This window comes from Stackebrandtia albiflava (assembly GCF_007994225.1).
In the GTDB taxonomy this organism is placed as follows: domain Bacteria; phylum Actinomycetota; class Actinomycetes; order Mycobacteriales; family Micromonosporaceae; genus Stackebrandtia; species Stackebrandtia albiflava.
The window spans coordinates 181,919-195,490 of sequence record NZ_VLLL01000009.1 but is presented as its reverse complement, the minus strand read 5'-3'; the positions used below and the strand labels follow the sequence as shown (position 1 = coordinate 195,490).

Here is a 13,572-nt window from a genome sequence, read left to right as displayed (position 1 = left end):
GTGGCTCGTGGCTGTAGGCAAGATATGGAAGGCCGCGCAGGTCGAGAGAGCGTTTACCGGTCCAGATCGGTCACCGCCGGGCGCGCGGCGTGCCCGATTCCCGCCCATCCGGAACCGCGGCATAGGGTGGGCGCATGAATGACGATGTGGTGCTCACTGCCCGTCATGCCCGAGGCGTCGTCGCCCGATGAGCTACCTCGACCACGCGGCCACCACCCCGATGACTGCGGCGGCCCGGGAGGCGTACCTCAAGGCCGCCGACATCGGAGGCAACGCCTCGTCCCTGCACTCGGCCGGACGCGCCGCCCGCCGCAGCGTCGAGGAGTCCCGGGAACTGGTCGCCGACCGGCTCGGCGCGGCTCCCAGTGAGGTGGTGTTCACCTCCGGTGGCACCGAGAGCAACAACCTGGCCATAAAGGGCGTGTTCTGGGCCCGGCGGGACGCGGCCCCCGCACGCCGCCGCATCCTGGTCAGCGAGGCCGAGCACCACGCCGTCCTCGACGTGGTCCGCTGGCTCGCCCAGCACGAGGGAGCCCAGATCGGCTGGCTCGCGTCCGATGCCGAGGGCCGCGTCGAGGCCGACCGGGTCCGCGACGCCCTCGCCGAATCCGACGACGTCGCCCTCCTCACTCTCATGTGGGCGAACAACGAGGTCGGCACCGTCAACCCGGTCGCCGAGGCCGCGCGGCTCGCCGCGGAGGCCGGTGTGCCCTCCCACTCCGACGCCGTACAGGCCGTCGGCCAACTGCCCGTCCGCTTCTCCGACACGGCACTGACCGCCCTGTCGCTCACCGGCCACAAGCTCGGCGGACCGGTGGGGGTCGGCGCACTGCTGTTGCGTCGCGACGCGGCCGTGGTCCCGCTGTCGCACGGTGGCGGCCAGGAACGCGAGATCCGCTCCGGCACCCTCGACGTGGCGGGGATCGCCGCACTGGCGGCGGCGGTCGCCGAAGCCGTCGACCACCGTGACGCCACCGCCGCGCGGTTGACCTCGCTGCGGGACGAACTGATCGCGCGGGTCCGCGAGGCCGTCCCCGACGCCGTCCTCAACGGCGCCGAGACCGACCGGCTGCCCGGCAACGCGCACTTCTCGTTCCCCGGCTGCGAAGGCGACGCCCTGCTGATGCTGCTGGACGCCGCCGGAGTCGAATGCGCCACCGGGTCGGCCTGCTCGGCGGGGGTCGCGCAGCCGTCACACGTGCTGCTGGCGATGGGCGCGTCGGTGCCGCACGCCCGGTCGTCCCTGCGTTTCACACTCGGTCACACCTCCACCCGGGAGGACGTGGACGCCCTGATCGCCGCACTCCCCGCGGCCGTGGAACGCGCCCGCGCGGCCGGCCTGTCCTGACCCGTCGAACCACCGCCGCGCAACGGTTGCGCCCGCATGGCAGGCTGTCCCACCGTGACCGACTATCAGGGCGACTTCGACGTCCACATCACCCTGTGGGGCCGAGGAGTGGACGGCGTCGCCGGTTTCGCGGCCCGTCACGGCCTCAAATACGTCGACATCAGACTGGAACGCGGTGAACGGCCACGGCAGGAGATGGTGACCTTCACCGGTTCCGGGACGCTGCGACAGGTCGAGGAACGCGCCCGCGAGTGGTCCGCGAAGGCCGCGGCGGAGAACCTACACCTCGATCGGGTCAAGATCGAGGCCGCGCCGTGGAACGCGGGCGTCCCCGTCACCGAAGCCGAGGCCGCCGACGACCCGCCGGAACGCTACTTCGAGCACCACGTGAAACTGCTGCTGCCGGACGACTCGGTGTCCCGGCTGATCGCGTTGGCGGATCTCGTCACGCCGCATCACGCCCACCTGTCGCACAACGCCCGCCGGCATCGCGACGACGGTGGCCACGAACGTTTCGTCACCCAGCGCTGCCACCGGGTCGGGCAGGAGACCGCCCGCGGCCGGCTCGCCGCCTTGATCGAGACGCTGCGCGGGACCGGGCACGACATCCTGGAGGTCGAGGAGGAGTACGTCGTCGTCGACTCCAAGCTGAGGCTCGACGACGGCTGGATTCACGACCCCGCCGAGACGGATGCCGACGGTTACACCGAACGCCATCGCGCCTATGAAGACCAGGCGCGCACCGCCCCCGCCGGTACTCCGGGGTACCCGGCGACCTACCGGCCGGTGAACGCCCCCGGGGTCACGTATCGCGGCGTGTTCGATCCTGCGCTGCTGCACCTTTCCAGGGCGTACCGGCACGGTGAACCGGTGTTCACCGACAGCGCCACGGAGACCGCCTGGCGTTCCACCCGGCGCGCCCTCATGAAGCACCTGCTCGGTCTGATCGCCGCGTCACCGTGGTCGGAGACGGTGGTGTTGCGTGGCAGCGTCACACTCAGCGCCTGGCTCGGGAACGCCGCCCGCGAACCGGGTGACCTGGACTTCGTCGTCGTGCCGGACACCCTCCTGGTCGAGGACGCCGGCTTCCTCGACGATCTGACGGCCCTGGTGCGGCGCGACCCGGGCCCCGGCACGGTGGTCGGCGACGTCGCCGTCGAGGAGATCTGGGCCTACGAACGCGCCTCCGGCAGACGAATGGTGTTCCCGTTCCGCCCGGAGGGATTGCCCGAGATCGCCGTGCAGGCGGACTTCGTGTTCAGGGAGCCGCTTCCGGTGCCGCCGGAGCCGCTGGAGATCCCGGGTGTGGACCGGCCGATGCTCGCCGCCACCGCGCCGCTGTCCCTGGCGTGGAAACTGTTGTGGCTGGAGACCGACATGCATCCACAGGGCAAGGACCTGTACGACGCCGTGCTGCTCGCCGAACACACCACGGCCGGCCCCGATCTGGTCCGCGGCGTGCTCGCCCGCGAACTGGGTGACTCGGCCGCCGACTTCACGCCCCGCTCCGTGCTTCAGTGGGACGTGGACTGGGCGAACTTCGTCGAGGAGTATCCCGCCGTCCAGGGCGACCGGCGGAGTTGGCTGCGCCGGTTGGCGGTCGCCCTCGACCACGGGTGGCGCGGCGATGCCGGTCACCTCACAGGCCACGGGTTATCAGGTGTCCGCGAGACGGCGGGCCGGTAGGCTGGTTCGGTGACTTTGCGAGTATTGGCCGCCATGTCCGGCGGCGTGGACTCGGCCGTGGCCGCCGCGCGTGCCGTGGAGGCCGGACACGACGTGACCGGCGTCCACCTGGCGCTGTCGTCCAACCCGCAGACCTTCCGGTCGGGGGCCCGTGGCTGCTGCACTCTGGAGGACTCCCGGGACGCCCGGCGCGCCGCCGACGTCATCGGCATCCCCTTCTACATCTGGGACATGGCCGAACGGTTCCGCGAGGACGTCGTGGAGGACTTCGTCGCCGAGTACGCGGCCGGCCGCACCCCCAACCCGTGCCTGCGCTGCAACGAGAAGATCAAGTTCGCGGCGGTGCTCGACCGGGCCGTGGCCCTGGGTTTCGACGCCGTCGTGACCGGTCACCACGCCCGGCTCGCCGACGGTGTCCTGCGCCGTTCGGTGGACCCCGGCAAGGACCAGTCCTACGTCCTCGCGGTCCTCAACTCCGCGCAGTTGTCGCGGGCGATCTTCCCGCTCGGTGACATCACCAAGGAGGAGGTACGCGCCGAGGCGGCCCGCCGGGGACTGTCGGTCGCCGACAAGCCCGACAGCCACGACATCTGCTTCATCGCCGACGGCGACACCCGCGGATTCCTCAACAGCCGCCTCGGCAACACGCCGGGCGACATAGTGGACGCCGACTCCGGCGAGGTGGTCGGCACCCACACCGGGAGTCACCAGTACACCGTGGGACAACGCCACGGCCTGGGCCTGAACCGCCCCGCCCCGGACGGCCGGCCTCGGTACGTGTTGTCGATCACCCCGGTCGACAACCGGGTGACGGTTGGGCCGCGCGAGGCACTGGACGTCGACGTGGTCCACGGTGAGCGCCCGGTGTGGCTCGGCGCCGAACCGGATTCCATGCCGTTGGAATGCCAGGTCCAGTTGCGGGCACACGGTGAATGCCACCCCGCCACGCTCACCTGGGACGCCGACCGGCTCACCGCGCGACTGCACCGCCCCGCAAAGGGCGTCGCCGCCGGGCAGGCCATGGTCGTGTACCGCCCCGACGCGGACGGCGACGTCGTCCTGGCCAGCGCGACCATCGACCACACCGAGACCCGCAGGCCCAGCCTGGTGTGACGACGCCGGACGGGCGTCCGCGATGATGTGAGCCGTGGCCCCGGGCCACACCACGGCAGTCCACGACAGGGGAGAACCGACATGCCCGAATCCCACGTGCCCACCGGTGTCGCCACCGGCGTCGGCTCGTTGCCCGGTACGGACGCCGCCGAGGCGGTACGCACGGTGTGGGGCGAACTGCCGGACTTCCCACACCTGCCCGAACTTCCCGCTCGCGGCCCCGGCGCCGACCTGATCGGCCGAGGCGCGGCCCTGCTCGTCGACCTCCCGGTCCAGTTGTACGCCGGGCGCTGGCAGATCGCGTCCCGGCCCGGAATGGACCTGCGCCGCGCCCGCGACCTGCTGGCCCGTGACCTCGACGCCCTCACCGACCTGGTGGCCGACCACGACGGGCCCGTGAAGGTCGCCGCGACCGGTCCGTGGACCCTCGCCACCTCACTCCACCGGCAGATCGGCGGGCCGATGCTGCGCGACCCCGGCGCGGTCGCGGACCTGACGGCGTCGCTGTCGGAGGGCCTGTCCCTGCACCTGGCCGAACTCGCCGCCCGGCTTCCCCGGGCACGGTGGGTCCTGCAACTCGACGAACCGTCGCTGCCCGCCGTCCTGGCGGGGACCGTCCCGACCGAGAGCGGCCTGTCCCGGTACCCGGCGGTGCCCACCGACGTGGCACGGGACCGGCTCGCCGAGGTCATCGGCCGCGAGACCCCGGTCGTGGTGCACTGCTGCGCCCCCGGAGTCCCGGTCGGCCTGCTCCGCGACGCGGGCGCGGCCGGTGTCGGGCTCGACCTCGACCTCGTGGACATGGACACCGCCGCCGGGCTCGACCCGTTGGGGGAGGCGCTGGACGCGGGCGTCACCCTGTTCGCCGGCGTCGTGCCGCCGGTGGCCGACCGTGACGGCGGCGGCAAGGAGGCCGCGGCCCTGGTGGACCGGCTCTGGCAACGCCTGGGACTGCCCGCCGACCGGCGGCGCGACCTGGTGACGGTGACCCCGGCCTGCGGCATGGCGGGCGCCTCCCCGGAACACGCCCGGCGCGCCATGGCCGCCTGCGTCGAGGCCGCCCGGCGGCTGTCGGAGTGATCCGGCGCGTCCGCGTCCGGGCGGGGAAACGTCGCACCCACCCACTAGATTCCAGGTATGAGTTCCCACGTCACCGCTGGTCGGCCGGGCTCCGGCGACTTCGACGCCGCACGTAACCGCCACGAGGAGCTGGCCGCCGAGGTCGAACGGCACCGGCAGTTGTACAACCGCGACGACGCGCCGGTCATCTCCGACGCCGAGTACGACGCGCTGATGCGTGAGCTGATCGCCCTGGAGGAGACCTACCCGGTGCTCCGCACCCAGGACTCCCCGTCACAGCAGGTCGGTGGCGACGTCTCGTCGCTGTTCGCCTCCGTTCAGCACGCCGAACGCCTCCTGAGCCTCGACAACGCCTTCGACGGCGAGGAGCTGACGGCCTGGGCCAACCGCATCACCGCGGAGGTGCCCGAGGCGAGCTACCTGTGCGAACTGAAGATCGACGGTCTCGCCGTCAACCTGACCTACGAGAACGGCGTTCTGGTACGCGGCGCCACCCGGGGCGACGGTCGCACCGGCGAGGACATCACCCCCAACGTCCGCACCATCGCCGAGGTACCTGACCGTCTCACCGGCACCCCGGAGTACCCGGTGCCGGAGTTCATCGAGGTGCGCGGCGAGGTCTTCATGACGACCGAGTCGTTCGCGCGGCTCAACGCCGACCGGATGGCCGAGAACGCCCGCATCACCGAACTCAACGAACAGCGTGCCGCCGAGGGCAAGCGGCTCCAGAAGCTGCTTCCGATGTACGCCAACCCCCGCAACGCGGCGGCCGGTTCGCTGCGGCAGAAGGACGCCGCCGAGACCGCCAAGCGGGCGCTGAGCATGACCGTGTACGGGGTCGGCGCGCGACGCGGCTTCGAACCCACCCACCAGTCGCAGGGATACGCCGCGCTGCAGGCGTGGGGCCTGCCCACCAGCCGGTACTGGAAGGTCGTCGACGACCTCGACGGCGTACGGGAGTACATCCGGTACTACCACGACCACCGGCACGACGTCGTCCACGAGATCGACGGCGTCGTGATCAAGATCGACGAGACCTCCGCGCAGCGGCGGCTGGGCTCCACCACCCGGGCACCGCGCTGGGCCATCGCCTACAAGTACCCGCCCGAGGAGGTGACCACCCTGCTGCGGGACATCAAGGTGAGCGTCGGCCGCACCGGCCGCGCCACCCCATACGCGGTGCTGGAACCGGTCAGGGTGGCCGGGAGCGAGGTCGAGTTCGCGACCCTGCACAACCAGGACGTCGTCAAGGCCAAGGGCGTCCTCATCGGAGACCGCGTCGTGGTGCGCAAGGCCGGTGACGTCATCCCCGAGATCGTGGGGCCGGTCGAGGGCGCGCGCACCGGCGCCGAACGCGAGTTCGTGATGCCGCACGACTGCCCCGAATGCGGTACCGAACTGCGTCCCATGGCCGAGGGCGACATCGACCTGCGCTGCCCCAACGCCCGCAGTTGCCCCGCGCAGTTGCGGGAACGGCTCGCCTACCTCACCGGCCGTTCCTGCCTGGACATCGACGGCCTCGGATACGTCGCGGCGACCGCGCTCGTGCAGCCGTTGGAACCCAAGACGCCGCCGTTGCGGGACGAGGGCGACCTTTTCGACCTCACGCTGGAGAAACTGCTGCCCATCAGGTCGTTGGTGCTCGACCCCGACAGTGGCCTGCCCAAGAAGGACCCGAAGACCGGCGGCGACAAGGAGGTCGCCTACTTCGCGACCAAGGACGGCAAACCCAAGAAGGGCACCGTCGAACTACTGGCCAACCTGGAGAAGGCCAAGTCGCAGGAGCTGTGGCGGATCGTCAACGGCCTGTCCATCCGGCACGTCGGCCCCGTGGCGGCTCGCGCCCTGGCCACCGAGTTCGGTGACCTGGACGCGATCTTCGCCGCCGACGAGGCGACCCTGGCCGGAGTGGACGGTGTCGGGCCGACCATCGCCGCGGCGGTCCGGCAGTGGTACGAGGAGGACTGGCACCGCGAGATCCTGGAGAAGTGGCGCCGGGCCGGAGTCGAGTTCGTCCAGGAACCCGAGGAGGGCGTCAGCAAGAACCTCGCGGGCGTCACCGTGGTCATCACCGGCACCCTGGAGGGTTGGACGCGAGACGGAGCCGCCGAGGCGGTACGTCTCCGCGGCGGCAAGGTCTCCGGTTCGGTGTCGAAGAAGACCTCCTTCGTGGTCGTGGGTGACTCACCGGGTTCCAAGTACGACAAGGCGGTCCAGCTCGGCGTCCCGGTCCTGGAGGTGGACGGTTTCGCCGAACTGCTCGGCAACGGCCCCGACGCGGCCCGGGCGGCGGCCCGCAACCCCGTCGAGTCCGAGGACGCGCAGAGCTGACCCGGGCCGGCGGTGCCCGCCGCCGGCCCGTGCAATATCACTCTGGGTGATTAATTCGTCGCAATTCGGCGAGGGTGCTCGCTTTTCGTCCCCGCCGTTACCCGAATTGGTGGGAAACCGGTTATGAAACCCACCGAATGTGATCGTTTCGATACATTTCCGCTCGCATGTCACCCCGGGATGACGATTTCGTCGCGATCGCAGTTCGGGCGTGCCACGGAATCGTTTGCCGCCCTTCACTGATATACGCTGCACTGGCGGTCCGGAGATCGCTCGACCGTCACTTCAGGGGAATGGCTGTCGTTGTTAGGGCGGGGGTTTCTAGGAACGGCGAACTGTGCCACTCTCGATAGAGCGGCCGGGCCGAGAACGTTATTGGTTGGGCAACCAGTGACGACGTCGGGAGGGTTTGAATGACGACGACATCACTGCGAAATACCGCGCCGTCACACCGCCGCGGCGTCTTCTTCGGATACATCTGGTCGGTCATCGGCCTGGCCCTGGTGACCGTGGGCGTCACGCTGTTCACCACGCCCCCCGTCTGGATACCCGAGCTCGCCCAGGTGCCCGCCGCGATGTGGCTGCTGGCGGCGATGGCGGTCCTGGTGGAGTGGCGGCCACTGCTGCCCCCGGGCTCCCGGTTCTCACCCGCCGCGATGATCTCCCTCGGATTCATCATGGCGCTGCTGCTGGGATGGGGATACCTGCCCGCCCTGGTCGTGCAGACCGTCGTCGCCGCACTCATCTTCCACCGGCTGGGCGCCACCGCCTGGCGCATCGCGTTCAACGCCGCGCAGTTCGCGCTCGCCCTGACCGCGTCCCACCTGGTGCTGCTCGCCTTCGGCGGCGCCGCCGGCGCCCTCCTCCACAGCGGCACCGGCCTGCTGGCGCTGCTGCTGGCGGGAACGGCGTGGTTCCTGGTCAGTCACCTACTGGTGTGCACCGCCTGGTCGCTGCGATTCTCGGTGTCCTGGCTGCGGATGACGGTCCAGTCGCTCGGTTACGAGGCGGTCGTCCACTTCGCACAACTCGCGTTGGCCCCCATCCTCGCCGTCGCGGCGGGCGTCAACGCGTGGCTGGTGCTGTTGTCGGCCGTACCGATCTACGCGGTGTACCGGATGGCGCGGCTGTCGAGCGAACACGAACGGATGGCCCTGTCCGACTCGCTCACCGGACTGCCCAACCGCAAGGGCTTCCGCGCGGTCGTGGAGGACAACCTTTCCCGCACCGCCGAGTCCGGCGGCCGGATGGCCGTGCTGATCTGCGACCTCGACCGGTTCGCCGCCGTCAACAACTCGCTGGGCCACGCGGTCGGCGACCGGCTGCTCAGGGAACTCGCCCGCCGCTTCCAGGTCTGCGGAGACCGGCCCCACCAACTGGTCGCCCGCATCGGCGGTGACGAGTTCGGGTTCCTGCTGGCCGAGTACATCGACGAGTCCGAGGTCGTCGCGTTCGCCGAACGGATCCAGGCCGCGCTCGCCGAACCGGTGTGGCTCGACGAGATCAGCGTCGACGTGTCCGGCGCGATCGGCATGGCCTGCTACCCCCAGGACGGCCGCGACTTCGACACCCTGTTCCGGCACGCCGACGTCGCCATGTACGAGGCCAAGAGCCGAGGGAGCGGTCTGGCCCGCTACGCCCCCGAGTACGACCACCACTCCCCGCAGCGGCTCGCACTGCTCGGTGACCTGCGCCGGGCACTGGAGGCCCCCGACCTGCCCGGTGTCGAGCTCTACTACCAACCCCAGATCGAGCTTTCCAGCGGCGAGGTCGTCGGCGTCGAGGCACTGTTGCGCTACCGCCACCCCACCCAGGGAAGCGTCGACCCCGCCGAACTCATCGCACTGGCCGAGCACAGCGCCGTCATGCGAACCCTCACCTACCGGGTCATCGACGAGGCGGTCTCCCAACTGGCGAGCTGGCGGCGCGCCGGCCTGCGACTGCGCGCCTCCGTCAACGTCAGCGTCCGCGACCTGCACGCCCAGGACTTCTGCGACTACCTGGTCACCCGGCTCAGGGAACACCGGGTGCCGCCGGCGTCACTGCGGCTGGAGATCACCGAGAGCGCGCTCATGGCCGATCCCCGGCGCGTCGTGGCGACCCTCAAACGCCTGGAGGAACTGGGCGTGGGTCTCAGCCTCGACGACTTCGGCACCGGTTTCTCCTCCATGCAGCACCTGCGCCGACTCCAGGTGACCGAGGTCAAGATCGACAAGTCGTTCGTGCTGGGGATGCGCGACGACGCCGACGCGGTCGCCATCGTGCGTTCCATCATCGAACTCGGGCGGGCGTTGGGCCTCCAGGTCGTCGCCGAGGGCGTCGAGGACGAACGCACCTGGCGACAGTTGCGGCACCTCAACTGCGACATGGCGCAGGGGTGGTTCCACGCCAAACCGATGCCCGCCGGGCAACTCGCCGGCTGGCTGCACCGGTACCGGCCGCCCGTCCTGCCGCACGCCGTCCCGGAGGGCGCCACGGTGCCCGCCGAATCGGTGTGACCCCGCCGTTTCCCGGGTGTTTCGCCGCGATGACGCCGGGACCAGTGGTTTCACCCGGGCCGGCGACGCCTACAGTGAATGGGCGGCCCACCGCGGGCCGGCGGTATCCCGGTGACGGACACCGCCGTCCGTGCGTACCGGAGCCGCCACCCAGCACCGGCCGCCGGTCGCGTCGCACTTAGACTCGACCGGTCCTTAATCCCGTGATTCACGAAGGATCGACCGATGACCGCAATCTCCCGTGACGAGGTCGCGCATCTGGCGCACTTGGCGCGCCTGGACGTGACGGAAGCCGAACTCGACCGTTTCGCCCAGCAGTTGGATGTGATCCTTCAGTCCGTGCAGCGAATCGGTGAGGTCGCCGCAGACGACATCCCGCCCACCTCGCACGCCGTCCCGTTGACCAACGTGTACCGCGCCGACGAGCCGGTCCCCGGCCTGAGCCGCGAGGCCGCCCTCGCCGGAGCCCCCGACGTCGCCGAAGACCGCTTCCGCGTGCCGCGCATCCTCGGGGAGGAGGAGTGAACATGATCATCCACAAGACCGCGGCGGAACTCGCCGAGGCGATCGCCGCCGGCGAACTCACCGCCGAGGCCGTCACCCGCGCCTTCCTCGACCGGATCGAGGCCGTCGACGGCAGGGTGCACGCCTTCCTGCACGTCGACGCCGAAGGGGCGCTGGCCACCGCACGGCAGGTCGACGCCGACCGCGCGGCCGGCCGGGCACTGGGACCGCTGGCGGGCGTCCCCGTCGCCGTCAAGGACATCGTGGTGACCAAGGGGCTGCCCACCACCGCCGCCTCCAAGATCCTGGAGGGCTGGATTCCTCCGTACGACGCGACGATCGTGGCCCGCCTGAAGGCCGCGGGCATGCCGATCCTCGGCAAGACCAACCTCGACGAGTTCGCGATGGGTTCCTCCACCGAGTACTCCGCGTTCGGAGTGACCCGCAACCCGTGGGACCTCAACCGGATCCCCGGCGGCTCGGGCGGCGGTTCGGCCGCCGCCGTCGCGGCCCGGATGGCGCCGCTGGCGATCGGTACCGACACCGGCGGCTCGATCCGGCAGCCGGGCGCCGTCACCGGGACCGTCGGAGGCAAGCCGACCTACGGAGGCACGAGCCGGTACGGACTCATCGCCTTCTCCTCGTCCCTCGACACCCCCGGGCCGGTCGCGCGCACCATGCTCGACGCGGCCCTGCTCCACGAGGTCATCGCCGGGCACGACCCGCGCGACTCGACGTCCATCCCGCAGCCGGTGCCCCCGGTGTCGGCCGCCGCCCGCCAGGGCGCCGAAGGCGACCTGACCGGCGTCCGGTTGGGCATGGTCCGCGAGTTCGGCGGCGACGGTGCCGAACCGGCGGTGCTGGCCGCCTACCAGGCGGGCGTGGAGGCACTCGTCAAGCTCGGTGCCGAGATCGTCGAGGTGTCGTGCCCCCACTTCGAGTACGCGCTTCCCGCCTACTACCTGATCGCGCCGAGCGAGTGCTCGTCCAACCTGGCCCGCTTCGACAGCGTCAGGTACGGGCTGCGGGTCGGCGACGACGGTTCACGCTCCCTCGAGGAGGTCATGTCGGCGACCCGGGAGGCCGGTTTCGGCCCCGAGGTCAAACGCCGGATCATCCTCGGCACCTACGCGCTCTCCTCGGGTTACGTCGACGAGTACTACGGGCAGGCGCAGAAGGTCCGCACACTCATCACCCGCGACTTCGAGGCCGCGTTCGCGAAGGTGGACGCCCTGATCTCACCGACGACGCCGTTCGCGGCCTTCGAGTTCGGCGCGCGCACCTCCGACCCGTACCAGATGTACCTGGCGGACCTGTACACGATCCCGTCGAACCTGTCCGGCGGCCCGGCCGTGTCGGTGCCGGTGGGCTTGGCCGACGGCCTGCCCGCGGGACTGCAGGTGATGGCGCCGACCATGCGCGACGACGTCGCCTACCGGGTCGGCGCGGCACTGGAGTCGACGCAGGAACCCCGCCTGGCCGACCAGGTCCCCGACGTGGCTGACAAGGAGCTGTGAGATGACGACCGTGACCTCGCCGTCCTACGCGGACGCCGTTGCCAAGTACGAGGCCGTCATCGGCCTGGAGACCCACGTCGAACTGGGTACCCGCACCAAGATGTTCTGCGGCTGCACCACCGAGTTCGGGGCCGACCCGAACACGCAGGTGTGCCCGGTGTGCCTCGGTCTGCCCGGTGCGCTGCCGGTCGCCAACGAGGCCGCGATCGAGGCCACCATCCGGATCGGCCTGGCGCTCAACTGCCGGATCGCGGAGTGGTGCCGGTTCGCGCGCAAGAACTACTTCTACCCGGACATGCCGAAGAACTTCCAGACCTCGCAGTACGACGAGCCGTTGTGCGAGGACGGCTGGCTCGACGTCGACGTGGACGGTGAGACCGTCCGCATCGAGATCGAGCGCGTCCACCTGGAGGAGGACACCGGTAAGAGCATGCACGTCGGTGGGGCCACCGGCCGGATCCAGGGCGCCACCGAGTCCCTCGTGGACTACAACCGGGCGGGCATCCCGCTGGTGGAGATCGTCACCAAACCCGTCAACGGCACCGGTGCGCTGGCACCGGAGGTCGCCCGGGCCTACGTCACCGAGCTTCGCGAGGTCATCCGTTCGCTGGGCGTCTCCGACGTCCGGATGGAGCAGGGATCGCTGCGCTGCGACGTCAACACCTCGCTGAACCTTCCCGGCCAGGAGTGGGGAACCCGCACCGAGACCAAGAACGTCAACTCGCTGCGCAGCGTGGAACGCGCCGTCCGTTCGGAGATCATCCGGCAGTCCGGCCTGCTCGACGCGGGTGAACGGATCGTCCAGGAGACCCGTCACTTCCACGAGGACACCGGGCAGACCACGCCCGGGCGCAGCAAGGAGACCGCGACCGACTACCGGTACTTCCCCGAACCGGACCTGACCCCGATGTCCCCGGACCCGGAGTGGGTCAGCCGGCTGCGCGAGGCGTTGCCCGAGCTCCCCCGGGACCGGCGGCGGCGTCTCCAGGAGGCGTGGGGACTGTCGAGTCTGGACATGGCGGCGGTGCTCAACGCCGGCGCGGTCGACCTCATCGAGGCGACCGTCGCCGCGGGTGCCAAGCCGGAGGGCGCCCGGAAGTGGTGGATGGGTGAACTGTCCCGACGCGCCAACGAGGCCGAGATGGAACTGGGCGCGCTCGGCATCAGCCCGGCGCAGGTCGCCGAACTCCAGGGCCTCGTCGACGCCGGGACCCTCAACGACAAACTCGCCCGTCAGGTCATCGACGGCGTGTTGGCGGGAGAGGGCGACCCCAAGGCGGTGGCCGACGCGCGCGGGCTGGCGATCGTCTCCGACACCGGTGCGCTCACCGCCGCCGTGGACGCCGCGATAGCCGCCAACCCGGACGTCGCCGACAAGGTGCGCTCCGGGGTCCACGCCGCGGCGGGTGTGCTGATCGGCGCCGTGATGAAGGAGACCAGGGGACAGGCCGACGCCAAGACCGTCCGCGAACTGATCCTGTCCCGGCTGTCCTGA

At 70.7% G+C, this 13,572-nt stretch carries 9 protein-coding genes; all 9 read left to right on the top strand.

Annotated elements, in window-relative coordinates; translation table 11 throughout:
• The first annotated feature begins 187 nt into the window (after positions 1 to 187).
• The 9 genes from LX16_RS23565 (at position 188) to gatB (ending at position 13,572) form a co-directional block, all read left to right on the top strand.
• Entirely contained in the window at positions 188 to 1,348 is a 1,161-nt protein-coding gene (locus LX16_RS23565) for a cysteine desulfurase family protein (RefSeq protein WP_147143501.1), read from the top strand.
• A 54-nt stretch (positions 1,349 to 1,402) separates the two neighbouring features.
• Positions 1,403 to 3,034 carry a nucleotidyl transferase AbiEii/AbiGii toxin family protein gene (locus LX16_RS23560; RefSeq protein WP_147143497.1) on the top strand — a complete coding sequence of 544 codons (1,632 nt, stop codon included), beginning with the start codon at positions 1,403 to 1,405 and terminating at the stop codon, positions 3,032 to 3,034.
• A gap of 15 nt (positions 3,035 to 3,049) precedes the next feature.
• Positions 3,050 to 4,147, top strand: a complete 1,098-nt coding sequence (gene mnmA / locus LX16_RS23555) for a tRNA 2-thiouridine(34) synthase MnmA (RefSeq protein WP_147143631.1) — start codon at positions 3,050 to 3,052, stop codon at positions 4,145 to 4,147.
• 81 nt (positions 4,148 to 4,228) lie between these two features.
• Positions 4,229 to 5,227, top strand: a complete 999-nt coding sequence (locus LX16_RS23550; protein WP_147143494.1) for a uroporphyrinogen decarboxylase/cobalamine-independent methonine synthase family protein — start codon at positions 4,229 to 4,231, stop codon at positions 5,225 to 5,227.
• Positions 5,228 to 5,284: 57 nt separating this feature from the next.
• Positions 5,285 to 7,558 (top strand): NAD-dependent DNA ligase LigA, encoded by a 2,274-nt coding sequence (gene ligA, locus LX16_RS23545; protein WP_147143491.1) that lies wholly within the window; start codon positions 5,285 to 5,287, stop codon positions 7,556 to 7,558.
• Between the two features lie 413 nt (positions 7,559 to 7,971).
• Positions 7,972 to 10,056 (top strand): putative bifunctional diguanylate cyclase/phosphodiesterase, encoded by a 2,085-nt coding sequence (locus LX16_RS23540; protein ID WP_147143488.1) that lies wholly within the window; start codon positions 7,972 to 7,974, stop codon positions 10,054 to 10,056.
• Positions 10,057 to 10,281: 225 nt separating this feature from the next.
• On the top strand, positions 10,282 to 10,581 hold the full coding sequence (gene gatC, locus LX16_RS23535) for an Asp-tRNA(Asn)/Glu-tRNA(Gln) amidotransferase subunit GatC (protein WP_147143486.1): 300 nt from the start codon (positions 10,282 to 10,284) through the stop codon (positions 10,579 to 10,581).
• A gap of 2 nt (positions 10,582 to 10,583) precedes the next feature.
• Complete coding sequence (gatA, locus tag LX16_RS23530) at positions 10,584 to 12,077, top strand: Asp-tRNA(Asn)/Glu-tRNA(Gln) amidotransferase subunit GatA (RefSeq protein WP_147143483.1); 1,494 nt, start codon at positions 10,584 to 10,586, stop codon at positions 12,075 to 12,077.
• A 1-nt stretch (position 12,078) separates the two neighbouring features.
• Positions 12,079 to 13,572: an Asp-tRNA(Asn)/Glu-tRNA(Gln) amidotransferase subunit GatB gene (gene gatB / locus LX16_RS23525; RefSeq protein ID WP_147143482.1), complete on the top strand. Its 1,494-nt coding sequence runs from the start codon at positions 12,079 to 12,081 to the stop codon at positions 13,570 to 13,572.